The sequence below is a fragment of the Hyalangium ruber genome, assembly GCF_034259325.1.
GTDB lineage: Bacteria > Myxococcota > Myxococcia > Myxococcales > Myxococcaceae > Hyalangium_A > Hyalangium_A rubrum.
Genome location: NZ_JAXIVS010000006.1, coordinates 168,206 through 195,033, shown reverse-complemented (window position 1 = coordinate 195,033; position 26,828 = coordinate 168,206). Strand labels below are relative to the sequence as shown.

Annotated in this window: 19 protein-coding genes; 9 read left to right on the top strand and 10 right to left on the bottom strand. The window is 69.5% G+C overall.

Annotation, left to right across the window (positions count from 1 at the left end; all coding sequences use genetic code 11):
- Positions 1-84: 84 nt before the first annotated feature.
- Positions 85-933: a plasmanylethanolamine desaturase gene (gene carF / locus SYV04_RS18860; RefSeq protein WP_321547217.1), complete on the top strand. Its 849-nt coding sequence runs from the start codon at positions 85-87 to the stop codon at positions 931-933.
- Here carF and murI read toward each other — a convergent pair.
- Positions 930-1,742 (bottom strand): glutamate racemase, encoded by an 813-nt coding sequence (gene murI, locus SYV04_RS18855; RefSeq protein ID WP_321547216.1) that lies wholly within the window; start codon positions 1,740-1,742, stop codon positions 930-932. The genes carF and murI overlap by 4 nt on opposite strands.
- A gap of 115 nt (positions 1,743-1,857) precedes the next feature.
- On the bottom strand, positions 1,858-2,865 hold the full coding sequence (locus SYV04_RS18850) for a hypothetical protein (protein WP_321547215.1): 1,008 nt from the start codon (positions 2,863-2,865) through the stop codon (positions 1,858-1,860).
- A 155-nt stretch (positions 2,866-3,020) separates the two neighbouring features.
- Here SYV04_RS18850 and SYV04_RS18845 point away from each other — a divergent pair, with 155 nt between their 5' ends.
- From SYV04_RS18845 to SYV04_RS18815, 7 genes are read left to right on the top strand one after another with little or no spacing between them, the layout of a single operon-like run.
- Complete coding sequence (locus SYV04_RS18845; RefSeq protein ID WP_321547214.1) at positions 3,021-3,728, top strand: MotA/TolQ/ExbB proton channel family protein; 708 nt, start codon at positions 3,021-3,023, stop codon at positions 3,726-3,728.
- 12 nt (positions 3,729-3,740) lie between these two features.
- Positions 3,741-4,217, top strand: a complete 477-nt coding sequence (gene tolR, locus SYV04_RS18840) for a protein TolR (protein WP_321547213.1) — start codon at positions 3,741-3,743, stop codon at positions 4,215-4,217.
- 3 nt (positions 4,218-4,220) lie between these two features.
- Positions 4,221-4,997 carry a TonB family protein gene (locus SYV04_RS18835; protein ID WP_321547212.1) on the top strand — a complete coding sequence of 259 codons (777 nt, stop codon included), beginning with the start codon at positions 4,221-4,223 and terminating at the stop codon, positions 4,995-4,997.
- Positions 4,994-6,268, top strand: coding sequence for a DPP IV N-terminal domain-containing protein (locus SYV04_RS18830; protein ID WP_321547211.1), 1,275 nt, complete (start codon positions 4,994-4,996; stop codon positions 6,266-6,268). The genes SYV04_RS18835 and SYV04_RS18830 overlap by 4 nt, the downstream gene beginning before the upstream one ends.
- Positions 6,265-7,452 carry an aminotransferase class V-fold PLP-dependent enzyme gene (locus SYV04_RS18825; RefSeq protein ID WP_321547210.1) on the top strand — a complete coding sequence of 396 codons (1,188 nt, stop codon included), beginning with the start codon at positions 6,265-6,267 and terminating at the stop codon, positions 7,450-7,452. Before SYV04_RS18830 ends, SYV04_RS18825 begins: the two co-directional genes overlap by 4 nt.
- A gap of 15 nt (positions 7,453-7,467) precedes the next feature.
- Positions 7,468-8,397: a Ppx/GppA phosphatase family protein gene (locus tag SYV04_RS18820; protein WP_321547209.1), complete on the top strand. Its 930-nt coding sequence runs from the start codon at positions 7,468-7,470 to the stop codon at positions 8,395-8,397.
- Entirely contained in the window at positions 8,394-9,656 is a 1,263-nt protein-coding gene (locus SYV04_RS18815) for a spinster family MFS transporter (protein WP_321547208.1), read from the top strand. Before SYV04_RS18820 ends, SYV04_RS18815 begins: the two co-directional genes overlap by 4 nt.
- Here SYV04_RS18815 and SYV04_RS18810 read toward each other — a convergent pair whose 3' ends face one another.
- From SYV04_RS18810 to SYV04_RS18800, 3 genes are read right to left on the bottom strand one after another with little or no spacing between them, the layout of a single operon-like run.
- On the bottom strand, positions 9,657-10,973 hold the full coding sequence (locus SYV04_RS18810; RefSeq protein WP_321547207.1) for a lysophospholipid acyltransferase family protein: 1,317 nt from the start codon (positions 10,971-10,973) through the stop codon (positions 9,657-9,659).
- A gap of 22 nt (positions 10,974-10,995) precedes the next feature.
- Entirely contained in the window at positions 10,996-11,454 is a 459-nt protein-coding gene (locus tag SYV04_RS18805; protein ID WP_321547206.1) for a YaiI/YqxD family protein, read from the bottom strand.
- On the bottom strand, positions 11,451-13,337 hold the full coding sequence (locus tag SYV04_RS18800; protein ID WP_321547205.1) for a hybrid sensor histidine kinase/response regulator: 1,887 nt from the start codon (positions 13,335-13,337) through the stop codon (positions 11,451-11,453). Before SYV04_RS18800 ends, SYV04_RS18805 begins: the two co-directional genes overlap by 4 nt.
- A gap of 128 nt (positions 13,338-13,465) precedes the next feature.
- On the opposite strand from SYV04_RS18800, the gene SYV04_RS18795 reads away from it, so the two are divergent.
- Positions 13,466-15,085: a hypothetical protein gene (locus SYV04_RS18795; protein WP_321547204.1), complete on the top strand. Its 1,620-nt coding sequence runs from the start codon at positions 13,466-13,468 to the stop codon at positions 15,083-15,085.
- Here SYV04_RS18795 and SYV04_RS18790 read toward each other — a convergent pair.
- From SYV04_RS18790 to SYV04_RS18770, 5 genes are read right to left on the bottom strand one after another with little or no spacing between them, the layout of a single operon-like run.
- Entirely contained in the window at positions 15,057-15,593 is a 537-nt protein-coding gene (locus SYV04_RS18790) for a hypothetical protein (protein ID WP_321547203.1), read from the bottom strand. The two genes, SYV04_RS18795 and SYV04_RS18790, sit on opposite strands and share 29 nt — an antisense overlap.
- Positions 15,594-15,603: 10 nt before the next feature.
- Positions 15,604-18,672: a POTRA domain-containing protein gene (locus tag SYV04_RS18785; RefSeq protein ID WP_321547202.1), complete on the bottom strand. Its 3,069-nt coding sequence runs from the start codon at positions 18,670-18,672 to the stop codon at positions 15,604-15,606.
- 8 nt (positions 18,673-18,680) lie between these two features.
- On the bottom strand, positions 18,681-22,592 hold the full coding sequence (locus tag SYV04_RS18780; RefSeq protein WP_321547201.1) for a translocation/assembly module TamB domain-containing protein: 3,912 nt from the start codon (positions 22,590-22,592) through the stop codon (positions 18,681-18,683).
- A 5-nt stretch (positions 22,593-22,597) separates the two neighbouring features.
- Positions 22,598-23,539 carry an ExeA family protein gene (locus SYV04_RS18775; protein WP_321547200.1) on the bottom strand — a complete coding sequence of 314 codons (942 nt, stop codon included), beginning with the start codon at positions 23,537-23,539 and terminating at the stop codon, positions 22,598-22,600.
- A gap of 18 nt (positions 23,540-23,557) precedes the next feature.
- A complete protein-coding gene (locus SYV04_RS18770; protein ID WP_321547199.1) occupies positions 23,558-26,764 on the bottom strand; it encodes a tetratricopeptide repeat protein in 3,207 nt (1,068 codons plus the stop codon).
- Positions 26,765-26,828 lie beyond the last annotated feature (64 nt).

The window sequence follows — 26,828 nt, the reverse complement described above, 5'->3', positions numbered from 1 at the left end:
CCAGTTCGTTGAAAACCGGATTGCGGCTAGGCTACGTACGTCCCTCCGTGAACATCGTTCCCGGCGCTGCCAACCAGGTGTGAGATGAAGAACAACGTCACGAACAAACTGCGCCAGCAGGACGCTCAGGTCCTGGCCAAGGGCTACTCGCCCGCGATCCGGGCGATGGACATCGCCAGCATCGTCATCTTCCTCTCCCTCGAGCTGTTCCTGGTGTACCAACTGTGGGGCAACCCCCATGTGGGCCCGTGGCTGCTGCTGAGCGCGGTGCTCTTGGGCTACCTGGCCTCGGACTTCGTCTCCGGCTTCGTGCATTGGATGGCCGATACCTGGGGCTCGGCGGACATGCCCGTGCTGGGCAAGGCCTTCGTGCGGCCCTTCCGCGAGCACCACGTGGACGAGAAGGCCATCACCCGCCACGACTTCATCGAGACCAACGGTAACAACTGCGCCATCTCGATCCCCGTGGCCATCGGCTGCGTGATGATGCCGCACACCAGCTCCGCGTGGGTGTTCCTCGCCGCCTTCCTGGGCTCGATGATCTTCTGGGTGATGACGACCAACCAGTTCCACAAGTGGTCGCACCTGGACGAGCCGTCCCCCGTCATCGCCTTCTTCCAGCGGGTACACCTCATCCTGCCGCCGGCGCACCACCGCATCCACCACACGGCGCCCTTCAACAAGTACTACTGCATCACCGTGGGCTGGCTGAACAAGCCGCTGCTGATGATCGGCTTCTTCTCCCTGGCAGAGCGCATCGTCACCCGGCTCACCGGGCTCATTCCGCGCAAGGATGACATCGGCGTGGAGGCAGCCGCGGAGCTGATGAACTCGACCGCCAAGACCGAGGCCCCCATGGTGCAGGCCGCCAAGGCACTGCTGGAGAGCGCCGAGGACGCGGAGTCCGTCTCCTCCGCGCGGCACTCCGCCTAGAAGCTCAGGTCCACCTGCTCCGCCGTCGGGATGGGGCGCCCGAGGAAGCGCGCCCCCACCTCGACGAAGCGCTCCGGCACGTCGGTGACGAAGTAGCCGTACGCGGGCGTGGGCCCCGGGGAGGCGAGCATGCCGCGCTCTCCGAGCAGCGCGGCCACCGCCTCCGCCGTGGCCTCCGCCGAGTCGACCAGCGCCACGCGCGGCCCCACCACCTCGGCGATCACCGTCTTGAGGAGGGGGTAGTGCGTGCAGCCCAGCACCAGCGTGTCCACGCCGTCCTGGGCGAAGTCCGTGAGGTACTCGCGCGCCACCAGGCGCGGCACCTCGCCCGCGGTCCACCCCTCCTCCGCCAGCGGGACGAAGAGCGGGCAGGCCCGCGCCTTCACCCGGACGTTCGGCTCCGCCGCCTGCAGCTCGCGCTGGTAGGCCCCGGAGCGCACCGTGCCCGGCGTACCGATGACGCCCACCCCGCCACCCCGCGTCTTCCGCAGGGCCGCGCGGGCGCCAGGGCCAATCACCCCCAGCACCGGCACCGGCAGGGCCGCCGACAGCGCCGGCAGGGCCACGGCGGAGGCCGTGTTGCAGGCCACCACCAGCAGCTTGATGCCTCGCTCCATGAGGAACTCGGCGTTCTTGAGGGAGTAGCGCGTCACCACCTCGCCGGACTTGGTGCCGTAGGGGACGCGCGCCGTGTCGCCCAGGTACAGGGCGCTCTCGTGGGGAAGTCGCTCCATCAGCGCCTTGAGGACCGTGAGCCCGCCGACGCCTGAGTCGAACACCCCGATGGGACTGTGGCTGCCTTGCCGCATACCCCGGCTCCCTATCACGTTTGATGCCAACGCCCACGCCACCCCGCAAATGCAAAGAGGGCCGGGGCTTGCTCCCCGACCCTCCTGCTGTGCCCTCAACCCTTGCTGACCTGGATTACTGGCGGAACAGCGTCACTTCGAGCGCCTGGTTGGGCCCCGGGAACTGGTCGGCCTGCACGACCAGGTTGGGGATGTTGGGGTTGGAGCGGTACTGAATGCCGTTGGACGTCGTGGCGATCAGGATGACCTTGTAGGTGCCGGGCCGCAGGAAGCTGTAGGTGATGGGCTTGGAGCTGCAAACCTGCCAGTCCCCCTCCTCGCCGTACACCAGCTCGTTGGTGAAGACGTCGCGGAAGTTGAGCCCCACCCGGAAGCCAGGCGAGCCATCCGCCTGCAAGCAGTCATACGTCACCGAGCCGTCCGAGAACCGCCAGGAGATGGCCGCGCCGCCCGACGTGAGGTGGTAGTTGGCGGAGACCGGGTTGTAGGCCTGCGTGCTCAGGCTGCCGCGGAAGTAGTAGAGGGGACGGCCCGTCGAGTCCTTGGCGATGAAGTCGATGTAGTGCTCGCCCGGCGCGAGGTACGGCGTCTGCAGACCCGGCAGTTCCTGGCCCCGGAAGCAGGGGAAGTTCTCGGGCGGCAGGTCATCCAGGGTGATCTCCACCGTGGTGATGCCCGCCTGGTTGCACAGCTTGTTCCCGGGCAGCGTCCAGGTCAGGTACGCGTAGGAGCTGTTGTTGCTGTTGCCCACCGGCACCATGTCGATGTTCACCCGCGCGTCGCCGTTGATGACGAAGGAACCCGAGCCCTCGAAGATGACCACGTTGCGGTAGTCCACCGCCTGGATCTGGAAGTTGTACGTGCCGGGCACGAAGTCGTGCAGGACGATGCCATCCACGTTGTTGGTGTTGCAGCCGTACTGGCCGCCGTTGTGGAGGGACTCACCGGGGATCTGGATGTTCACCCCGTACACGTCCCGCGCCCCGTCGCAGCGCAGGCCCGCGAACGTCCACATGAAGGTCACGTCTCCCCGGCGAGCGGGCGGGTGGTCGTCATCGACGATGATGCATCCGGTGGACAGTGAAGCGACGCAGAGGAATGCGAGGAGCAGTCTGGAGTTCATGAAGGCACCGCGTGTGTTGGGGGCGTCCGGGCGTTCAACCCGTTGTGCCCTCAAGGACGGGGGGGGTCGGGAATTATTCAAGCCTTCCCGGATGCCCTCGCGCCAAGCCGGCTTTGTTTGACCACCCTGGATCGGAGTGTTACGGCCTGTTCCCCATGATGTCCCACCTGCCCCTGGCGCTCGGCGCCATGAACTACCTGGAGATCATCCGCGACGCGTCCCTCATCGAGCTGGCCGTGCTGGTGCTGCTCATGGGCGTGTCCGTGTCCTCCTGGGCCCTCATCGTCATGAAGCAGCGCCAGCTCTCCAAGGCTCGCGCACAGTCACTTACATTCCTGGACACCTTCTGGAAGGCCACGCGGCTGGAGGGCATCTACCAGACGGCCCAGAGCTTGGACGGCTCCCCGCTCTCCAAGGTGTTCTGCGCGGGGTACGAGGAGCTGAGCAAGCTGGCCCAGACGAAGGAGGGCACCGAGGGGGCGATGGCCGAGCGGCTGGGCGGGATCGAAAACGTGGAGCGAGCGCTGAACCGGGCCGCCACGACGCAGATTACGGAGTTGGAAGCGCGGGTGCCCTTCCTGGGCACGGTGGGCGCGGCGGCGCCCTTCGTGGGCCTGTTCGGCACGGTCATCGGCATCCTCAACGCCTTCAACCAGATCGCCGAGAAGGGCAACGCCACGCTGGCCACGGTGGCCGCGCCAGTGGGTAATGCGCTGTTCGCCACGGCGGCGGGCCTGTTCGCCGCGATTCCGGCGGTGGTTGCCTACAACTCGTTCGTCAGCCGCATCAAGATCTTCGACACGGAGATGTCCAACTTCTCCGCCGACTTCCTGAACATCATCAAGCGGCACTTCTTCCGGTAGCGAGGCGCCGCCATGGGCATGGGAGGAGGCAACAAGGGCCAGGGTCGCACCACCATGAGCGAGATCAACGTCACGCCCATGGTGGACGTGATGCTTGTGCTGCTCATCATCTTCATGGTGACGGCGCCGCTCATCCAGCAGGGCGTGAAGGTGAACCTGCCCGCGACCAAGGCCGCTCCGGTGGAGGCCACCGAGAAGAAGGTGGTGCTCTCCATCGACGCCGGGCGCCGCGTCTTCATCGGTGACGCGGAGGTGCCTCTGGAGGAGCTGGAGACGAAGCTGGCCGCCAACGCCAAGGCCCAGGCCGACAAGGAGGTGTACCTCCACGCGGACCGGGACGTGCCCTACGGCGTGGTGGTGGAGGTGATGGCCGCCGCCCAGCGCGCGGGCATCGCCAATGTGGGGATGATCACGGACCCAACCCCGGCGGCCGCGACGTCCAAGGGCAGTCCGCCGCCCAAGAGCGGCAAGAAGGAGGCGAAGCGCTAGCCCATGGCCCTGCACCCGGCCGTCTCCCAGAGCATGCTCGCTGCCCGGCCCTCGCGCATGGGGCTGTTCCTCGGCGTCTCCGTGGGTGGCCACGCGATGCTGGTGGTCCTGGGCGCGCTGTACTCGTTCCTCACCTCCGGGCCGAAGGTGGATCCGAACCCGCCCGTCATCCGCGCCACCCTGGTGCGCCAGGGCAAGCCGCGAGACCAGAAGCTGCTGCCGCGCAAGGAGGAGCTCCCGCCGCCGCCCAAGGAGGTGAAGGCTCCGCCTGCTCCGCCCACTCCCACGCCCGCGCCCCCGGAGAAGGTGGCGGTGCCGGTGCCCGGGGTGAAGCCCGAGCCCGCGCCCAAGCCCGCGCCGCAGAAGGGCGAGGCCTCCGCCGAGGAGCGGCGCAAGCGGCTCTTTGGCGCCTTCGACAAGACGGCGAAGCAGGCACCAGAGGAGCTGGAAGGCGCCGAGGATGGCGATCCGGACGGCGACTCCGCCACCGCCGAGGGCGAGCGCTACTACGCCCTGCTCTCCACCCAGGTGCGCCGCAACTACAACGTCGCCGACACCATCCCCGACACCGAGCGCATGTACCTCAAGGCCCAGGTGAAGATGCGCCTGGGCCGCATCGGCGAGGTGCTGGAGGCGAGCCTGTCCACGCCCAGCGGCAACGACCTGTTCGACGCCGCCGTGGTGGCCGCCGTGAAGAAGGCCTCCCCGTTCTCCCCTCCCCCTGATCATCTTCGTGACGCGCTCCAGAAGCAGGGCGTCGTCCTGGAGTTCCGCCCGTGAAAGCCCTCCTCGTCTCCCTGGTACTCCTGCCCCTGGCCGCGCTCGCGCAGGCCCCCGTCATCCAGATCTCTGGCGCCAACTTCCGCCCGCTGCCCCTGGCCGTCCCCGCGCCCCTCTCGGTGGATGACGGCGGGAAGAAGGCCGCTGCCGAGTTCGACGAGCCTTTCATGTTCGACCTGCGCGCCTCGGGCCTCTTCCAGGTGCTGGACCGCGCCAGCTTCACCGCCGACGCCAAGGAGGGCATGACGGCGGGCAGCATCAACTTCTCGCGCTGGACGGACGTGGGCGCCGAGTCGCTGGTCAAGGTGCAGCTGGGCGCCGAGGGCGGCACGCTGCGCGGCGAGCTGCGCCTGTTCAACGTGGGCACCGGTCGCGAGGACCTCAAGGTGAGCCACTCCGTGCCCACCCCCGAGCCCCGCCAGCTGGCGCACTTCCTGGCCGACGCGCTCTACAAACACCTCACCCGCGAGTCGAGCCCCTTCCTGTCCCGCATCACCTTCGTGCGCAAGGCCGGCCAGAACCGGGACGTGTACCTGGCCGACTGGGACGGCAACAACGCCCGCGCCGTCACCAGCGGCGGCATCAACCTGCTGCCCGCCCTGGGGCCCGGTGGCACCGTGGCCTTCACCTCGTACCGCCGTGGCCGACCGGACCTCTACATCCAGGCGCCCGGGGGCGAGGCTCGCCAGCTCGAGAACAGCGGGCAGATGGCCACCGGCATCGCCTTCTCGCCGGACGGCAAGCGCATCGCCTACGCGCTGGCTCAGGGCGAGAGCACCCAGCTCTACGTGGCCAGCGCGGACGGCAGCGACCCCAAGCGCGTCACCGACACGCCCTACGGCATCAACTCCAGCCCCGCCTGGTCGCCGGATGGCAAGCGCATCGCCTTCGTGTCCAACCGGGGTGGCTCGCCGCAGATCTACGTGATGAACGCGGACGGCACGGGCGCGCGGCGCCTCACCTTCCAGGGCAACTACAACCAGACGCCGGACTGGTCGCCGCGCGGAGACCTCATCGCGTTCACCGCGCGCGACGAGCGCAACGCGTTCGATCTCTTCACCGTGAACGTGGACACCGGGAAGATCGCCCGCTTGACGCAGGACCAGGGCAACAACGAGGAGCCCGTCTTCTCGCCCAACGGCCGCCTCATCCTCTTCACCTCCACGCGCGACGGCGCCCCGCGGCTCTACGTCATGACGGCCGAGGGCAACAATCAGCTGGCCCTGCCCATGGACAAGGCCGGTGGACTCACGCCCGACTGGGCGCCATGAGCGTCTCGCCCTTCCGGGCGCGCTGGTCGCTCGACCCGAACATCCGCTTCCTCAACCACGGCTCGTTCGGCGCCTGCCCCACCGAAGTGCTCCAAGCGCAGTCGGAGCTGCGCGCGCGCCTGGAGGCCGAGCCCGTGCGCTTCTTCGTGCGCGAGTACGAGGCGATGCTCGACGAGGCCCGCGTGGCCCTGGCCGCCTTCGTCGGCGCGGACGCGGATAACCTGGCCTTTGTGCCCAATGCCACCGCGGGCGTGAACACGGTGCTGCGCGCGCTGCGCTTCGAGCCCGGCGATGAGCTGCTCACCACCAACCACGAGTACAACGCCTCGCGCAACGCGCTGGACTGGGCCTCCAGCCGCTGGGGCGCGAAGGTCGTCGTGGCGAAGCTGCCCTGGCCCCACCCCACCCCGGCGGCCATCGTCGAGGCGGTGCTGGCCCACGTCACCCCGCGCACCCGGCTGGTGCTCCTGGACCACATCAGCAGCCAGACGGCGCTGGTGCTCCCCATCCAGGAGCTGGCCCGCAAGCTGCGCGAGCGAGGCGTGGAGACCCTGGTGGATGGCGCCCACGGCCCGGGCCAGGTGCCGCTGTCCCTGCGAGAGCTGGACGTTGGCTACTACACCGGCAACTGCCACAAGTGGATGTGCGCGCCCAAGAGCGTGGCCTTCCTCCACGTACGCAGAGACCTTCAGGCACCGCTCAAGCCCCTCTCGGTGAGCCACGGCCACAACTCGACACGCAAGGACCGCTCGCACTTCCGGCTGGACTTCGACTGGACGGGGACGTCCGACCCCACCCCGGCGCTCTGCGTCCCCCACGCCCTGCGCGTCATGGGCGGCATGCTGCCGGGAGGCTGGCCCGCGCTGATGGCGGACAACCGCGACAAGGTGCTGGCCGCGCGACGGATGCTCTGCGAGCGCCTCGGCGTGGAGCCCCACTGCCCGGAGGAGATGGTGGGCGCCATGGCCACCGTGGGCCTGCCCGACGGCTTTCCCCTGCAGCCGCCTCCTCCCTTCTTCCTGGATCCGCTCCAGGACCGGCTCTTCCACGAGTGGCGCATCGAGGTGCCCGTCACCGCCTGGCCCCAGGCGCCCCAACGCCACCTCCGGCTGTCCGCCCAGCTCTACAACACGCACACCGAGTACCAGACCCTCGCCGAGGCTTTGGAAGCGCTGCTGCGTTGAGTAGGCTCGCGGCCAATGCCGCGTTTCGCCACTATTGATGTGGGCACCAACTCGGTCCTCCTGCTCGTAGCGGACCGAACTCCCGAGGGTCGCTTCCAGTCGGTCGTGGAGCGCGCCGAGATCACCCGCCTCGGACGAGGAGTGGATCAGAGCCGCCGCCTGTCTCCCGAAGGCATGGAGGCCACGCTCTCCGTCATCACTGCCTTCGCCCAGGAGGCGCGCTCACTCGGAGCCGAGGGCATCGCTGTGTCCGCCACCAGCGCGGCGCGCGACGCCCAGAACGGCGCGGAGTTCCTGCAAGCCGCCAAGGAGCGCGCTGGCGTCACGGTGGAGATCATCTCCGGCGAGCAGGAGGCGCAGCTCTCGTTCGCCTCGGCCCACATGGACTTCGGCAGCGAGGCGGCCGGGCCGCTGCTGGTCATCGACATCGGCGGCGGCTCCACCGAATTCATCTACGGCAACAGCGCCGGCCGGGTGGACTTCCGACACAGCTACGACGTGGGCTCGGTCCGCCTCACCGAGCGCTTCATCCGAAACGATCCCCCCTCCACCGAGGAGCGCGAGCGCGTCGAGAAGTTCCTGCGCGACACCTTCGCCTCGCTGCCCCCGCCTCCGCCGACCGCGGAGCTGGTGGGCGTGGCCGGCACAGTGACGACGCTCTACGCGATGCAGCACCGCGTCGACCCCTATGACTCCGAGCGCGTACACGGCGGCACGCTGACGCGCGCCCAGCTCGAGCAGCTCGTGGAGCAGCTCTTCCGCACCCCGCTGGCCGAGCGCTGCAAGCTCCCTGGCCTCCAGCCCAAGCGCGCGGATGTCATCTCCTGTGGCGCGCTCGTGCTGCTGGAAGCCCTGCGCGCCCTGCGCTTGGAGCAGTGCCGCGTGAGCGACCGCGGCCTGCGCTGGGGGCTACTGGCCCACCGCTTCGGAGCCTCCCGGACATGAACCTGACTCCCGCCGTGTCCGCCGCCGAGCCCACCACGCCCGCCGTGCGCGCGGGCTACGCGCTCTTCATCCTCACCCTCATCAACCTGGTCAACTACCTCGACCGGTACATCGTCGCGGCCGCGCTGCCCTCCATCCAGGCGGACCTGAACATCAACAACACCCAGTCGGGCATGCTGGGCACCGTCTTCATCATCGTGTTGATGCTGGCCTCGCCCCTCGGCGGCTATCTCGGGGATCGCGTCCCCCGGAAGATGCTGGTGGCGGGCGGCGTGCTCATGTGGAGCCTCGCCACCGGAGCCTCGGGCCTGGCGGCCTCCTTCGTGGCGCTGCTGGTCGCGCGCGCCTTCATCGGCATCGGCGAGGCGGGCTACGGCGCGGTGGCGCCCTCGATGATCTCGGACCTCTACCCCCGCTCCATGCGCACCCGCATGCTGGCGTTCTTCTACATCGCCATCCCCGTGGGCGCGGCGGCGGGCTACGGCCTGGGCGGGTTCCTGAGCAAGACGTACTCCTGGCACGTGGCCTTCTTCGCCGGTGGCGCCCCGGGGCTGATCCTCGCGATCATGGCCTTCTTCATGCCCGAGCCCCAGCGGGGAGCCATGGACGGGCCGGACGCCCAGACGAAGATGCCCTTCTCCGTGGGACTCTCGGGGCTGGCGGGCAACAAGGCATTCTGGGCCACCACGGCGGGCTACACGCTGATGACGTTCTCCGTGGGCGGGCTCGCCTTCTGGATGCCCTCTTACATGGTGAAGACGCGCGGAATGACGGAGTCCGAGGCGGGCTTCCTCTTCGGCGCGGTGACAGCCGTGGCGGGCCTGCTGGGCACGGTGTCGGGCGGGTGGCTCGGCGACAAGCTGGACCGCAAGCGCGAGGGCGGCGGCCTGGGCATGTCCGGACTGGGGCTGCTGCTCGCGGCCCCGTGCATGTTCATCGCCGTGAACCTGGAGTCGCAGGTCGCCACGTTCGCCGTCATCGGCGTGGCGCAGTTCCTCATCTTCCTCAACAGCGGCCCCATCAACGCGGCCATCGTCAACTGCGTGCAGCCCGCCTTCCGTGCCTTCGCCATGGGGCTCAACGTGCTGTGCATCCACCTGCTGGGGGATGCCATCTCCCCCACCCTCATCGGGAAGATCGCCGACGTGGCCAGCCTCACCACCGCCATCGAGGTGAACGCCGTGCCGGTGCTGCTGGGCGGCGTGGCGCTCATCATCGGCGCGAAGCTCTTCCGCGAAGCCGTACCCCAGCAGCGCTGATCAGGCCTGCTCCATTCGAGGCCGGTACTCGCCGGCCAGCCGCTCCACCTCGGTGGACAGCCGCTCCCCATCTTGCAGGAGCAGGGCCTTGAGCCTCGCGCGACTCCCCAGCGTGAAGAACACGCCAATGTCGCGCTTGAGCACCACCCAGCGCTCGGAGAAGTAGAGGGTGAAGAGCGCCAGCGGCGGCACGCCCACCAGCGCCGCCACGCCCCACCCCCAGCCGCCCAGCAGCCACGCGGCCACCGTGAGCCCGGGCCACCACAGCAGGGACATGAGCAGCGCGGCCAGGAACTTCACCGTGGCCTGGGTATCCAGCTCGGCGCTGCGCGCCAGCAGCCGCGGCACCTGGTACGGCAGGCCGAAGAGCACCAGCCCCAACAGGAACAGCGGCAGCCCCAGGCACAGCAGCGCCAGGTTCTTCAGCACGAACGTGGTCACCTGCCCGGTGCGGTATACGAGCGTCAGGTCCTTCGGGTCCGCGTGGACCAGCTCCAGTCGGCGCTGAAAGGACATCAGGGACGCGCGTACCTGCTCGAAGCGCTCCGGCTGCTCGGTCCGGAAGAGCTGGAGCCCTCGCGCCCAGTGCTTGAGGCGCTCCCGGTCCGTCTTCTCGCCCTGGCGGAACGCGTAGAGCTGCTCGGCCATCTGGATGAGCGGCAGGTCCTCCCACCGCTCCAGGTTCACCGTGACGGCCTTGAGCGCTCCGGCGATGCGCTCGGTGAGCTGGCGCGCCGCCTCCTTCTCCCCCGCACCGCCTTCCGCATCGAGCTTCAGGAAGGGCGCCACCTCGATGGCGGGCCCCACATCGATGAGCACCGCGCTGTGGAAGACGTGCTTCTCCGAGTAGGTGAACCCCACCGGGACGATGCGCACCGGGGCTCCCTCGCGCGCCGCGCCCAGGGCGATACGCGCCGCGCCCGTCTTCAGCTCCGCGAGCATCGGCTCCGAGTGGCTCTTGCCCTCCGGGAAGATGGTGATGGCGCGCCCCTGCACCAACGCCGTGCGCGCCGCCTCCAGCGTCCCCTCGTTCTTCGTCATCTGCGTGGGATTGTCCTGCTTGCGGTACACCGGCAGCGCCCGCAGCCCCTTGAGGATCCACCCGATGACGGGCAGCCGGAACAGGGGCTCCTTGGCCAGGAAGGTGACGTGGCGGCGGGTGATGACGAACAAGAGCGCCGGGTCGATCAAGCCGTTGGGGTGGTTGCCCACGAACATGACCGGGCCCTCGGGCTCGGAGGCCGGGGCATTCACCTTCACTCGGTAGAAGAGCCCCAGCGTCAGGGACACCAGGCCACGGATGAACGCGTAGAACACGCCCGGACTCTACACCGACACGTCACCCGCGCGTCTTGAGCAGCCGCGTGAGTTCGCGGTCCAGGGTGGCGGCGAACTGCTGCCGATCCTGGGCGGAGAATCCCCCGGGCCCTCCTGTCATCACCCCGCTGTCACGCAGCTCCTGCATGAAGTTCCGCACCGAGAGGCGCTCGGCGATGTTCTCCTCGCTGAAGAGCTCTCCCCGGGGGTCGATCACCACCACGCCCTTGGGGACGAGCAGCGCGGCCAGGGGGATGTCCTGCGTCATGGCGAGCTCGCCGGCCTGGGCCGCGGCGGCGATGTGCGCGTCCGCCACATCGGGGCCTCCGGCGACCTGCACCGAGGAGACGAACTCCGAGCGCGGCAGGTTGAGGCGTTTATTGGCCACGAAGACAGTGGGGACCCGCAGGCGCTCGGCGGCGCGCAGGAGGATGTCTCGCACCGGTCCCGGACACGCATCGGCATCGACCCAGATCTTCACTGGCGCTCCAGGCTTTCCCGGGCACGCCAGGGAAGGTGAACGCTGAAGGTGGTGCCGTGCTGCGCGGAGGAGGCTACGTCGATGTGTCCCCCATGTGCCGTCACGATGCGCTCGGCGATGTAGAGGCCCAGCCCCAGTCCCTCGCGCCGCACCTGCCCCTCCAGGCTCCGCTTGAAGGGCTCGAAAAGCCGAGCGCGCAGCGCCTCGGGAATGGGAGGCCCCTCGTTGTGGATGCGCACGAGAAGTTCCTCCTCGGCCTTCTCCGTCGCCACCTCCACGGACGTCTCCGGCGGGCTGTAGTTCAGGGCATTGCTCAAGAGGTTTGCCACCACTTGCGCGAGGCGCTCCCGGTCCCACGTGCCCTGCGCCGCGTCGTTCAACCCGAGGCGGATCTGACGCGCGGGGTGCGCGGCGCTGTGCTCCTCCACGACCTCGCGGATGACTTCGTGGAGATCGCACGACTGAGGATGCACCGGGATTCCTCCGCCGAGCCGCGCCTTCGTGAGATCGAGCAGGTCGCTGATGATGTTACCCGCCCGGCCAGCCGCGGCGGAGATGACCTGCGCCTTGCGCACGAGGGCGGGCTCACTGAGCCGCCGCTCGAGCAGGGCCGCGGAGACCTGGATCGCGCCCAGCGGGTTGCGCAGGTCGTGCCCCACGATGCCCACCAGCTTCTGCTCGAACTCCTGCATCCTGCGCGTCTCCTCCTCCTGACGCTTGAGATTGGAGATGTCCCTCAACGTCCCGAGGAACCGCACGGCCTTGCCCTGAACGTCGAAGATGACGCGCCCCTGGGCGGCCACCCAGCGCTCGAGGCCGTCCTCCAAGCCCACCGTGCGGAACTCGGGCTGGAATACGCCTTCAAAGCCACCCTTGACCGCGACCTCCACGTCGGAGCGGATGCGCTCGCGATCCTCGGGGTGCAGCGCCGCGAAGAAGTGCTCCACGCTCATCGGCCGGTCCGGGGAGAGCCCGAAGAACCGCTTGGCGCGAGCATCGAAGTTCAGCGCTTGGGTATGGAGGTGGGCATCCCACGTGCCGACCTCCCCCGCTTCGATGGTCAGCCGCAGCCGCTCCTCGCTCTCGCGCATGGCCTGCTCGGCGCGGACCTGGGCCGTTACATCTCGCGCGATACACAGCACCGACTCCACGCGCCCCTGCTCATCGCGCTCCGGAACGACCCGGGAGTGGAAGTGACGGAGTCCGTCCTCGGCGGGAAACTCGAAGCGCACCGACACCTCGCGCCCCTGCAGCGCGGCATCGATGGCGGCGCGCCACTGGGCCACCTGCTGCGCGGGCATGCCGAGTTCGGCGTTCGTCTTGCCAAGAAAGCGCTCGGGAGAAAGGGCCGAGATGCGGGTGATGCTCGGGCTCACGTAGAGGTGGCGGTGCTGCGGATCGAAGCGTGCCACGACATCCGGCAGGTTCTCCGCCAACCGGCGGAACTCCTGCTCGTGCTGCCGCACCTCGGCTTCGGCCCGAAGCGCACGCAGGTGGGTGCGCCGCAGCCGCACGAGCACCGAGACTCGCGCGGCCAGCTCGGCGGTTGCATAGGGCTTGGCTACGTAGTCGTTGGCTCCGGCGGACAGCCCCTCGACGACATCCGGTTTGGTCCCCCTCGCGGTGAGAATGAGGATGGGCAGCTCCGCCTCGTCCCAGTTCTGACGCAGGAAGCGGCACACCTCGAGTCCCGAGGAGCCAGGAAGCATCCAGTCGAGCACGACGACGTCGGGCAATGGCGCCATCGAGATGCGCTCGAGGACGGAGGGGCCGTCGCGGAACACCTCGGCATCGCAGGAGCCCGCCAGCGCGCGCCGAACCGCCTCCGCCTCCAGGGCGCTGTCATCCACTATCCAGGCAGTAAATCGCTCGACGGGGGTCATACGTGGCCTTACGAGGCACACCTACGCCCCGAAACTGATGTCGGCGCTCGCGAGAGGGAAGGCGAGCCTTCCACGGCAGTAACACAGGCATCCTCGCCGTGGATAGCGTGCTAAGGGCTGGGGCCGTCTTGGAATTCCTGGGAAAGAGCCAGAGTGCGCAGCCGTCGAGGCGACGCGCGATCGAAGCACTCGGCCGCCACCTGAAGCCGCTCGCTCCGTGCCTGGGCGTGGGACTGGTGCTTGCCTGGATCACCACGCCTTCCGTGGCACTCGCCGCCTGCGCTGGGGCGGCGCTCATGCTCGCCCATGCACGCTGGCGCGAGGGTCCGTCCGGGGTGCCCACCTTCGTGGTCCTCGCCTGCCTGGTGGCCTTCCAGGCGTGGCTCGTTACGCGGGGGACGTTCGCGTGGGATGTGCGCGAGGCGCTGGGCAGCGCGTACGACTCGCTGGCGCGCAGCCTCCGCCTGGGCTCGGCGGAGGTCCGTCCCGAGGACATCCAGATCGAAGCCTGGCGCTCCGGCGGGCGCACGGTCATGTACTTCGGCCCGTTCCCCGCGCTCTTGCGCGTGCTGCCGGACCTGCTCGCGCCCTCCGCGTACGGACTCTGGTCTCGGGCCTCGGGCTTCCTGGCGCTCCTGCTCTGCCTGTGGGCCGTCGCCGCCATCTGCCGCCGACAGCTCGCCGCCAACGAACGGCTCGATGCCCGAGGACGTAGTGTCCTGTTCTTCGCGTCGTTGGCCGCCCTCGGCCTGGGCTCGCCGCTCGTCCTCCTGGGCTCGCTCGCGAACCTGTACCACGAGGCCATTCTCTGGGGGCTGTGTGCCGCCCTGTGGGGCGTGTCCTTCGCGCTCGGCGTACTCCGGGATGACGCGGGAGCATGGAGAAGCCTCGCCCTGCTGTCGGCGGCTACGGGCGTCGCCTTCCTCTCGCGGGTGACCTTCGGCCTGCCGCTCTATGTGCTCACCGTGGGCCTCGCCCTGCGGTTCCTCGTGCTTCAAGTGCGTAGAGAGCAGCAGCCGCTGTCCAGAGTCGTGGGGCGCGTGGCGCTGGCACTGCTTCCGACGCTGGCCGCGGGACTCTTCTCCCTCTGGTACAACCACGCACGCTTCGGCTCGCCGCTCGCGTTCGCCCCACTCGATGCCTACGGAGGACCGAAGCCCCAGGGCGTGGACAGCGCGTTCCACTGGAGCCGTATCCCCAGCGGCGCCTGGGCTTACTTCCGCATCTCCCTGGAGCACTTCAGCGCCCAGGCACCATTCCTGCGCTTCGCCCGCCCGTTGATGATTCCTCGGCCGGAGCTCTACCGCGACCTCACCACCCTGATCATCTCGCCACTGCTCGTCTCGCCGTGGCTCGTGCTCGGGCTCGCGGGTGGGCTCGCGCTCCGGGGACGCCCGGGGGAACGGCAGCTGCTCGTGCTCTGCGCGCTGCCCTTTGCTGCCCAGTGCGTGCTCATCCTCTCCTATTACTGGCTGGCCTACCGGTTCACCGCCGAGTTCCTCCCATTGGGGGTCTGGTTCCTCGCGGCGTACCTGCGCCATGCGGGCGCCGGGAGCGGAGCGTCTCGTCTCCTCTCCCCCCGGGCATTCACGCTCGTGGTGGCGCTCTCCGCGGTGGCCACGCTGACGTCCCTGTTCCACTTCCAGAGCCTGTGGTGGGCGTACCCGGCCGAGTACCGCCAACAGGTCTCGCGCACCTTCGAGGCGGTCGATGCCTACCTCAGGGGAACTGATCCACCACCTGGATGACGCCCTGCGAGTCCTGCACCACCGCCGTGCCCGGCTCCGGGCCTGGGTAGGAGATGATCCCCTCCCCGTCCTTGTCCCACCGGGGATCCACCAGCACGCCGCAGAAGGGCACCTCGTAGAAGTCCCGCAGCTTGCCGTCCTCGTAATAGCGAACGTAGGCGCGGTCATACCGGCCGAAGACGCGGTGGTTGGCCACGTACAGATAGCCCGCGATGCTCATGTCCTTGAGCTCGCCCTCCTCCACCTTCGGCAGGGACATGACGAACCGGCTCTTGTAGTGCGCCGAGCCCGGCCGGTTCTGCGTCTCGTCCACGACGACGGGGATGCGGTCCCCCACCTTCAGCTGCATCCGCTCCATCTGAGCGATGGCATCCGACGAGCACTTCATCTCCGGCGGCATCCACTTCGGCCGCGTCGAGGCCTTCACCTCCTCCGGAGCGCTGACGCACCCCATGCTCCCCACGAAGGTGGCGCTGGCAACCAGCAGGGCTCTCCAGGCAGTGGGCACGCGCACCTCCCTAGAACACACCAATGCTGAAGTGGAACTGGGAGGTCGGCTCGTTGATGGCCTCGTCCCGGTCGAGGTTGACGCCCACGTCGAAGGCCAGCGGGCCCACCGGCGTGACGTAGCGCAGGCCCACGCCCGCGGTGTACCGCAGCGCGCTCGGATCGAAATTGGTCCGGTCCACCCAGAGGTTGCCGGCCTCGAAGAAGAGGCCCAGGTCCACCGAGGACACGGCCGGCAGGCGCAGCTCCAGCTTGCCGAGGGTGAACAACTCGCCCCCCTGGCTGATGGGGGCCTGCCCGGAGAGCACCGCCTCCAGCGCCTCGGGGCAACCCGACGGATCGATGATGGCGCGGCAGTCGATCAGCTGCTGGCGTACGTCCTCGCGCTGGTCCTCGGGCAGCACCCCGTCCTCCCGGAAGCCGCGCAGGCTGGAGGAACCGCCCAGGTAGAAGAGCTTGGAGCCGATCGACTGCGCCCCGTCGGTCAGTTGGATGATGGTCCCCGCCCGCGCGGAGAGCGCGATGCTGGCCCGGCGCCCCAGCGGCGCGTACACGCTCACGCTGCTGGACAGCTTCACCTCGTTGATGGGGAAGTCCGGCGCGGAGGCGCCCTGTGCGTCGGTGGGCGCCACGCTCAGGTCGCGGGTGAGCTCCGCGCTGGTGGAGATGAGCAGGCCCCGGCGCGGATTCGTCGGGTCGTCGCGGAAGTCGAGCGTGGCCGACGGGCGCAGCGAGTGCAGGGTGAAGACGCCGTACGGGAAGCGCAGCCGCTCCTGGTCCGCCCGGCTCGGCACCCGCAGCACACCGCCGCGCGACTTCAGCCGGTTGTGCTCCAGCTCGTACTGGAGCGACAGGCTCAGCCACCGGGCCGCCGCCCAGTCCAGGCCCGCCACCGCCGCGAACCGCGTCGAGAGGTACGAGGGCCGGTGGACGCGCTCACCGATGAAGTCCGCGCGCCCGCCAATCTCGAACGGCAGGAACAGGTTGAGCCGAGGCTGGGTGAGCGACACGCTGCCGCGCCCGCCGAAGCCATCCCAGCCCTGAAGCGAGGCGTCCTGCCCGCTGTCGAGCGAGTACCTGCCGGAGAGCGCCTCCGCGCTCCAGCCCACGTAGTTCACCTTGGCGCGCGCCAGCAGGTTGAGGCCCTGGCCGTCCACGTTCGGGAACGCCGTATCCAGCGTGACGCGTGGACCATCCACCAGGAAGTAGCCGCCCGACACCTCGCCATCGATGCGAGGGCGCTCCTGCACCGTCACCAGGATGTCCTTGATCTCCTCCCGACGGTTCGGCTCCCGGAGCTGCACCTCCACCTGCCGGAAGATGTTGAGGCGCGCGAGCCGGCGCCGCCCCTCGCCCAGCTTCTCCAGGTCGAGCGTGCGACCCACCTCCAGGTCGAGGTGCGCGCGGACCGTCCGCTCATCCGTGCGCGCCAGGCCCTGCATGATGATGCGGCCCACGCGCACCTGCGGACCCGGCTCCACCACCACGCGCACCTTCATGTCCCACGGGTCCTCGCCGCCCGGCTGCGCCTCCACCTCCACCCGGGCGAACAGGTAGCCCGCCCGCGCGAGCAGTCGCACGAGCCCCTGGCGCGCGCGATCCACCGCCTCCTCGCTCAGCGAGTCGCCCCGGCGCAGCTCCAGCCCCTCGGCGCTGAGGCCCGCCGGCAGCCCCTCGACGATGACCTCGCCCACCCGCGTCTCCGGCCCCTCCTCCACCACGAACTCGGCCACCGCCGTGCGCCCCGCCACGTCCAGATCCAGGTGGCGGAAGCTCACCCGGGCGTTCGGGAAGCCACGCTCGCGGTAGGCCTCGGTCAGCACCTCCGCGGCCTCCAAGTACGCATCCTCCACGAAGACCGTGTGCGGATCCGGCGCGAGAGGCAGGGAGCGCGGACCTCGCGTGTCGCGCCCATCGAGCTGGAGCGGATCGTCCCGCAGCGGCAGCGCCACGTCGGGCAGCGGCTCGCTGGCACGGACGCGCTCGGCGAGCACCTCGCGCAGCACGCCGCTGGGCAGCGCCCGGTTGCCCTGGAACCGCACCTGCGTCACGACGAGCGGGTGGCCCTCCTCGATGTCGAAGGCAAGCACCGCTTCCTCGTGGTCCGGCCGGCGCACCTCGCGCGGTGTGACGCGCACATCGTGGAAGCCACGGTAGCGGTAGAACGTTGCCACCCGTCGCGCCAGGTGCTCCATCATCCCCGGATCCAGCGCCTCCGTGCCGTCGTAGGACAGCACGCGCTGCAGCAGCGCGGACGGGAAGCGGTGGTTGCCGTGGAAGTGGAAGGTGTAGCGCGGGCCGGCGGAGACCGGCAGAGCCACCGTCGCGACGCCCTTCTCCGGAGTCACGAGCGGAGTGCCCACCCGCGCCCGGTAGTAGCGCTGCTCACGCAGCACCGCGCGCAGCCGCTCCAGGCCGGCATCGAGCCGGGCCCGGTCGAACACCGCGCCCACCTCCAGCCCCAGCGCTTCCATCAGCCGGGGCAGCGGCAGCCCGAAGCTGCCCGTGAGCGTCACGCGGCCCAGCCGGGTGGGCTCGCCCTCCTCGAGCGTGAACACCAGGACGACGCCACCCGGCGTGGGCTCCTGGGTCATCTTCACCTGGGCCTGGTCATAGCCCTTGCGGATGTAGGCCTCTTCGATGGCCGCGAGGGCGGTGTCCAACCCGTCGGGGTCCAACGGCGCCCCTTCCTGGAGGCCACTGGCGTCGCGGATCTCATCGTCCCGCAGGACGACGTTGCCCTCAATGACGAGCCGCGAGAGCCGCTGCACCGGCGTGAGCTGGAACACCAGCCGTACGCCGCCAGGCACGTCCACCACCCGGGCCACCACGTCCGTGAAGCGGCCCGTGTTCCACAGGCGCTCCACGCTGCGGCGCACCGCCAGCGGCGAGAGCACCTGCCCCCGACGGACCATCACCAGCTCGAACAGCTCGGTCAGGCTCCGGGGGTCCGAGCCCGGCGGCAGGCTCAGCTCCACCTCCAGCACCGCGGGCGCCACGGACGCCTCGAGCTCCACGTCCTCCGAGGCGCTCGGGGACGGCTCCTGCGCCAGGGCCACGCCGGCCACCAGCAGGCACACGGCGAGCGCTACTCGACCTCCCAGCTCAGCTTGAGCTCGAGCCCTAGGTTGCCGAAGGAGGCTTCGTTGTTCTCGTTGTCCCACTGAGCCTGAGCGGAGAGGCGGTTGTCGAAGCGGTACTCGGCGCGGGCGCGTGTCCCTCGCCCACTGACCGGCTGTGTCATACCGATCTTAAGCTGGTCGCTGAGGATCTTCGACTCAAGTTGTGCGGTCGGCTCCGCTTGCCGGGTCGCATCGTTGTAGGTGGTCGAGATCTGGAAGGACAGGTCCTTCAAAATGGCGTTGCGCGGTAGGAAGCGCTTCACCTGCCGGTCCAGGCCGGAGACGTTGAAGAGCGCCTCGGCGGCCAGGCCCGCGCTGGCCGAGGCCGCCGTATCCCGGTCCGTACTGGTCACACCGAGGGTGAGCAACGACAGCACATCACCCTCCGCCAGCGAGGGCTCCGAGGAGAGCAGCACCTGCGGGTCGCTCGGAGGCCCGAACGCGTGCAGCTTCAGGGTGTACTCGCGCACCTGCGTCTGGGCGCGCACGTCGAAGACGAGATCGAACCCGTACCGGTCCCGGAACTCCACCTGGGCCTGGCTGATGGCGAACTGGTTGTTGCGGAAGAACGCCTGGCTGCCCTCGGCCGCCTCCACCCGCCCCAGCAGCCCGGGGCGCACGTTGGTGCCGGTGAGCCGCAGGTCGCCCAGCATCCGGGCGCGCGCCAGGTTGTTGTCCACCCGCACGTCCCTCAGGTGTACGCGCACGTCATACGTCAGGAACTCGCGCGGCTTGTCCGCCGTGGTGGGCAGCACGCCGCTGCGCCGGCCGAGGTTCTTGAGGACGCTGTCGAGCTCCAGGCCCTTCTGGTAGCGCAGCCGGAGGATGTCCACGTCGCCCGCGAGCAGCATCGCGTCCGGCGTGCCCGTGAGCTGCAAGTCCCCGGAGGCGGTGACGGGCAGGTCATCCGAGAAGCGGTAGGTGACGTTCTCCAGCTCCGCCACCAGCGACAGCCGGTCGGGCACGAGCTGCTTGAGGGCAATCTCCCCGCTGGCGCGGACGCTCCCCTCGTTGAGCAGGCCCCGGAACCCCTTGAGCAACACGCCCTGCTCGGTGAAGGTGGCCTGCCCGAAGAGGTTGCGCAGGGTCACGGGCCGGCCGCGCAAGGCCATCCGCCCATCGGAGAGGTTCGCTTCGCCCGCCAGGGAGGGCTTGTCCATGAGGCCGCTGGCCTGTGCCTGGAACTCCATCCGGCCGCCGGTACGCTCCAGGTCCGGCACCAGCGACTCGAGCACCCGCATGTCCAGCGCGCCGCGCACGGTGAGGTCCATGGCGCGAGGGCCGAGCCAGCCGGTGGCGGACAGCTCCGTGTCCGGGCCCCGGAAGGCGAAGGACTGCACCTCCAGCCGGCCGTTCACATAGCTCAGGGCGATCGGGCCCTCGTTGGCGCCCCGGAATCCGCCACGCGCCAGGGTGAGCTGGTCCACGGTGGCGCTCAGCTGCACGGCCTCCCAGTTGCGGATGTTGCCCTGGGCACTGAGGATGCCCGAGAGCGCGCCGGACATGCCCTGCGTCAGGGTGCTGGCGGGCAGCAGCGGGCGGATCTCCGGCAGCGCCAGCATCACGGAGGCCTCGAAGGGGAACGGCTCCTTCACCTTCATCTCCACGAAGCCGCTGGCGTCCCGGAAGGGCTTGCCGGTGATGTCGAGGTCCCTGCCCTCCATGCGGGCCACCAGGTGCATCGGGCCCAGGTCGCGGTCGGCGAACGCCACCCGAGGGCTCGTCAGCGTCGCCTCGACGATGGGCAGGGTGGAGTTGCCGGACACGGTGCCCGCGAGCGTGAGGGTGCCCTGCAGGCCCATGCGCGTGGCGAACTCCTGCCCCACCGCCTCCGCCAGCGAGAGGTCCTCGCCGCCAAAGCGGTAGTCCAGCCCACCCGCGAAGGTGAAGGTGCCCTCCACCCAGCTCTTGCCGAGCGGGCCCTCGAGCACGGTGCGCTCCAGCACCATCTCCTTGCCATCCACGAAGCGCAGCCGGGTCGAGCCGCTGCCCATGCGGCGCCCGTAATAGGTGGTGTCCTTGAAGTCGAACGCCGCCAGCCCCTCGAAGCGGTCCACGGGGCTGTCGATCTCCACGCGCCCGGAGGCCACGCCCGCGATCGTGCCCTGCATGACCGCGATGTTCGGGTGCAGCCCCGCGATGATGTCGAGCAGGTCCTCCGTGCGGCCCTGAGGCACGTTCACCTCGGCGCGCGCATGCATCGTCGAGCCGAAGGTCAGCGCCGCCTTGCCGAAGTACTGGGTGCGCCCCTTCTGCCCGGACAGCGCCGGGAAGTTGATCACCTTGTCGTGGTACGTCACCTTGCCCTGCACCACGCCCAGCCCGAAGCCCCAGAAGGTGAAGTCGCGCATGGACATGCTCGCATCCACCTTCACGTCCGCGTATGGCCCCACCACGGTGAAGGACGTCCCACCCGAGCCCGCCCACGGCAGCTCGGCGATGGCGCCGAAGTCCGACAGGTCCAGCTCTCCCTGGCCGCGCACCTCCAGCCCGCGCGTCGAGTCGTAGAAGAGCGTCACCTCCGCGTTCGCCTTGGAGCCTCCCGACTCCACCTGGGCGCCGGTGAAGCTCACCCGGTCCGGGAGGAGCTTCACCTGTGCCTGCACACGGCCCCGGTCGAACTCCAGCAGCGTGATTCCCTTCGGCTCCGGCGCATCGAAGGCATGCGTGGCCAGCACGAAGCGGCCGGTGCGCAGGTCCACGTCACCCGCGAGCTGCGGCCGTGGCAGCAGCGTCCCGGACAGGCGGCCCGTGGTCGTCGCGGGGAAGTCCACCCACGAGCCCTCCACGCCGGCCTGCGCCAGGATGCGGCCGAAGGAAGCATCGAAGGTCTGCACCTCCAGCTCCACGGGGAGGTTCGGGGTGAGCCGCACCGTGCCCTGCACCTCGACGCGTCCGCTGCCCACGGGAACCGTGAGCTTCTCCACCCGCACCCGCTCGCCCGCGTAGTGCAGCCGCGCCGTGAGGCTGGTGGGGCCGAAGCGCTCATACGCGAGGTTGCTCGCGGATACCTCCACCGCCACGTTCGGCGCCGACGGCCGGCCATTCACCGTGAGGCGGGACCAGACATGGCCCGAGGCCTGCTTCGGCAACAGGCGCGCCTGCGTGAGCGTGCGCAGCGGCAGGAACACCTGCGCGTCCAGCGCCAGCACGGGGTCGCAGAGCTGCTCCACGCGCCCGGAGAGGCTCACGCTGGTCTCGTCCAGCGCCACCTCGGCGCGGTTGAGCTCCACCGACTCCGCGTCCACGTCCAGGCCGCCGCTGAGCACCAGCCGCCCCAGCGCCAGCTCTCCTCGGCTCGGCCCCAGGTCCACCACGCCGCGGCGGGCCTCCACGTCGAACTCGGCGATGCCCCAGCGCTCCTTCCAGCCCATGTCGAGGTCCATCACCTCCACACGCCGGCCGTCGGGCAGCGCCAGCCGCACCTGCGCGCCGGAGAGCGCCAGCCGGGAGATCCTCAACCGCTCCAGGGGCTCCAGCGCGCACGTGCTCGGCGTGTCACGCGAGGTCTTCGAGGGCTTGGATAGGTCCAGCGCGACGCGAGGCCGCTGCACCTTCACCAGGTCCAGGGCCAGCTTGCCCGAGAAGGGGCTGGAGAGGCCGAGCTGCACCTCGGCGAGATCCGCGGCGAACAGCGGCGTGTCCGTGCCGGGAGCGAAGAGGGACAGGCCGCGGATGACGACCTTCTGGCCCAGCGGATCCAGCTCACACTGGCCGATGCCCACGTCCAGCCCGAGCACCTCCGGCAGTTGCCTCCGCGCCACCGTACACGCGGTGTCCCAGGCCACGCGCGTACGAAGCCCCATGACCGCCCCCACGAGCAGGAGGACGACCACGAGCAGCGCCCGACGCGCGCCCTGACGGTTCTGGGAGGCCAAAGCGGCTACAGCTTACCGAGACCCTCGAGATAGCGGTCGATCTCCGCGAGATCGACCTTCGAGCCGGCTGCCCGGCTGGCGGGCGTGGAGGCCGGCTTGCTGGCCGCGCCCGCGCTCTCCGGCAGCGCCGAGCCCACCAGGCCCAGGTTGTCGGCTACCCGACGAACCAGGGCCTCATCGATGGACTCCTGGCGCGCCAGGAAGCCCTCGAAGAGGGCGTTGTCGCACAAGGTGTTGATGACGCGCGGAGTGCCGCCCGAGGCCTTGTGGATGGCCAGCAGCGCCTCGGGGGTGAAGGGCACCCGGGGCGAGCCAGCCAGCCGGAGGCGGTGCTTGACGTAGGCCTCGGTGGATTCGGCGGTGAACGGCTCCAGCTTGTACCGGAAGGCCACGCGCTGGGCGAGCGGCGGGTCCAGCTTGAGGTTCTTCTCGATCTCCGGCAGGCCGAAGAAGACGAAGGAGATGAGCTTGCGCTCGGGGACCTCGAGGTTCAGCAGGCCCCGGAACTCCTCCATCAGCTCGCGCGTCTCCAGCATCTGGGCCTCGTCGATGAGGACGACGGCCTTCTTGCCGGACTCGTAGATCTGCAGCAGGCGCTGGTAGAGCTGGGACAGGAGCGCCAGCTTCTCCTGGGCCGGGTTCTCCACGCCCAGCTGCAGGGCGATGCGGCGCAAGAGCCAGTTGGCGGTGATGCCCGAGTGGATGATGACCAGCAGCGCGGCCTCGTACTCAGCCTCGGGTAGCGAGTCGAGCATGCGCCGAGCCAGCGTCGTCTTCCCCGCGCCGATGTCCCCCACCAGGATGGACAGGCCCTTCATGTAGCTCACGGCGTGCATCAGCCGGGTGAGGGCCTGCGAGTGCTGGGTGGAGTTGTAATAGAACCGGCTGACCGGGGCGTTGGAGAAGGGCTCTGCGGTGAGCTCGTAGAAGTCGAGGTAGGTCGTCATGGGCTCGCCGGACGTGGACTACACGTAGCCTACCTTGCGCGCTTTCGGCGCGCCTGCCGCGGCTGCAGGAGGGGGAACCGCCGCCGGGGTGATGGGGTCATCCTCGGGTACTGTAACAGCCGACAGCCGCGACACCTGGGAAGAGACGTCACGGTACTTCGGGTCCAGCTTGGCGACGCGCTGGTAGTGGTAGAGCGCCTTGCCGGCCTCGCCCAGGGCCTCGTAGGCCAGCGCCAGCTCGAAGCCCAGCGCCTTGGCCGCCTCGCCCGTGGCGACCGGGCTGGTGAGCCCCTCGCGGAAGGCGTTGACAGCCTCCGCGTGCTCGCCACGCATGCCGTGCAGCATGCCAATCATGGTGATGCAGTCCAGCTCGCGCGGCTTGCCCACGCAGCCCTTGCGGGCCACGGCGAACTCGCCCAGCGCGTCGTCGGACAGGCCCATCTCCTTGTAGGCGATGCCCAGGTCGTAGTGCGTGTCCACGTCCTCGGGCTTGACGACCTTCTCCAGGCCCTTCTTGAACTCGGCGAAGACCTCCTCGACCGAGTACTGGAAGTCATCCTCCGAGGCCGCCGGGGCCGGCGAGTCGTCACCCAGCCCGTCGATCTCTCCGGCCAGCTCCGCCGCCAGGTCGAACGCGTCGCGCTCGCCCGAGGCCTCCACCATGGGCTCCACGGAGGGCACCGACACCGGCTCGGCCGTCTCGGTCTCCTCCGTCGTCGACGCGCCGCCAGCCTGGGCCGCCTCCAGCTGCGCCATCATCTCGCCGGCGCGCCGGTGGTTCGGGAAGGCGATCAGCACCGTCTCGAGGATCTCTCGCGCCTCGTCGTACAGCCCCTGATCGAGGAAGAAGCTGGCCTCGTCGCACTCCTCCGACGCGGGCTCCTCCTCCTCTTCCCCAGTGGCCGACTCCGCGGTGGGCTCGCCCTGCGCCTCGGCACCGGGCTCCGCGTAGTCCTGTCCGAACGACTCGTCGGCGGAGGCCTCCACGCCCAGCACGGCACCGACGACGGTGGTGTGCTCCTCCACCTCGTCTTCGCCTGAGTAGGCCGGCATGCCGGCCGACGTCACCTCGGGCTCGCTCTCGAACGACTCGGACTCCAGCGGGCGCATCGAGACCCGCGTGGGCATCTCGTCGTCGTCGCCCAGCGCGTCCCGAGAGCCCGTCGTCTCCGTGGTGCGCTGGAGCAGCTGCGCCGAGGGCATCGCCGGCCGCGTGGGAGGCGGCTCGTCGTCCCCGAGCGAGATACCAGCCTCCTCGCCGAACGACTCATCGTCGCCGGTGACGATGGGCTCATCCCCACCAGTGACGATGGGCTCGTCCACCACGTACTCGGCGGACGGCGCCTCGACGTCAGCGAACGAGGCCTCGTCCTCCGCCAGCGGCTCGTCCACCAGGTTCGTGGAGGTCGTGTCGTCGCCGACGACCAGGCCCTCGTCGGCCAGCGACTCATCGGCCGACATGGACACCGAGGTGCTGTCCTCGGAGCCGTAGTAATCGCTCTCGTCGGAGACGATGCTCTCGCCGACGAGCGCCTCGTCGCTGATGACCGCCTCGTCGTGGCCGTCATCGACGATCTCGTCGGAGTCCGACCCGCTGAGGGTGGCCAGCGCCAGCTCGTCTCCCGGCGGCTGCGCGAGCGCGTCATCCGGCGGCTCGGCGACGACGATCTCCTCGTCGTTGGACTCCACCAGGATGGCGTCCTCGCCCAGCGACTCGACCGGCGCGGCGACCTGCGCCCCCGTCTGCTCAGTACGCAGCACGGCGAGGAAGGCAGGCACCTCGGGGTGGTTGGGGTTCTCCTGGAGGATGGTGGCCAGATACGGCTGGGCACGCGGCACGTCCGCGCGGCGCGTGCAGAGCCGCAGCACGTTGAGCAACTGCTCGGAGGCCTGCGCGGTGTTCCCGGCGGCGACGTAGATGTTGTAGGCCCGCTCGTGCGCGTCGAGGTTCTCGGGGTCGACCGTGAAGATCTTCCGCAGGTGCTCGAGCGCTTTGTCGTGGAGGCCGTACTTGACGTAGACGTCCGTCTCCGTGAGCAGCTTGGAGAGCTGGTCGCGCGTCAACACGCCCGCGAGCGTGGCCGGCGCCGTGCTTCCCCCCGTCATCACCGGCGTGGGGATGGACGTGGGCGAGGAGCGAGGCGCGGCCCGAGGAGCAGGCGCGGGTGCGGGGGCCGGAGCGGGCGCAGGAGCCGGAGCGGGCGCAGGGGCTGGCGCCGGACGGGCCACGGGGGCCGGCGCGGGCGCGGGGGCCGGAGCAGGCGCCGGGGCTGGAGCACGCGCGGGCGCCCGGGCGGGGGCTGCGGGCGCCGGAGCACGCGCGGGCGCCGAGGGCGCGGGGGCCGCATTGCGCGCGAGCAGCTCCGCGTCCTGCGGATCAATCGCCGCGATCTTCTCCCAGACGCCGTTGGCCTCCTGACCACGACCCGTGTCCTGGTAGACCTTGGCCAGCTCCTTGTAGACGGAGACCGTCTTCGAGGTCTGCCCCAGCCCCTGGAACGCCTGGGCGAGCAGGTTGAGCGTCTCGACGTCGCGGCCATCGGCCTTGAAGGCGAGCTGGAGCTTGGCCAGCGCGCGCTTCCAGTCGGCCTTGGCCAGGTAGCTGGCCGCCACTTCCTTGGCCAGCGCGATGTTGTCCGGCTCCAGCGTGGACAGGCGCTCGATGACGCGTGCGTAGTCGTCCGTGCGGCTGTTGCGCTTGAGGTACTCGGCGGCGCGCTTGAACTCCTGCACCGCCTCCTTCGTCATGTTCTCGCGCGCGTACAGCTCGGCCAGCTTCATCTTCGACGCCACGTTCTCGGGGTCGAGGTCGACCATCCGCTTGAGCGTGTCGAGCGAAGCCTTGGTGTCGCCAGCCTTGTCGTAGTGGTTGGCGACGATCTGGAAGTAGGCCATCGCCTCGGACATCAGTCCGAGCTGCTGGTGGAGTTCCGCCAGCTTCAGGTTCACTTCCAGCAGGTTGGGGTTGAGCTTGAGGACCTGCTTGTAGAGCGCGACGGCCTTCAGGAAGAAGCCGTCGGAGGAGTAGCTCTCGGCAACCTTGGTGAAGTAGTGCGCCGCCTGGGGGTTGTCGTTCTTCTTCTGGTACAGCTCCCCCATCTTCTGGAGGACACGAACGTCCTTCGCGTCCGACTCGAGGACCTTCTGGTACTCCTTGATGGCCTTGTCGTATTGGCCCTTCGCGACGAGCTTCGCGGCAGCTTCGATGATCTTGTTCTTGTCCATCGAGCAGGGCTTCCGGCCGGGCTAACCCCTCGGAACTTCTTGGGGTTCCTGCGTCCTCAGGGAG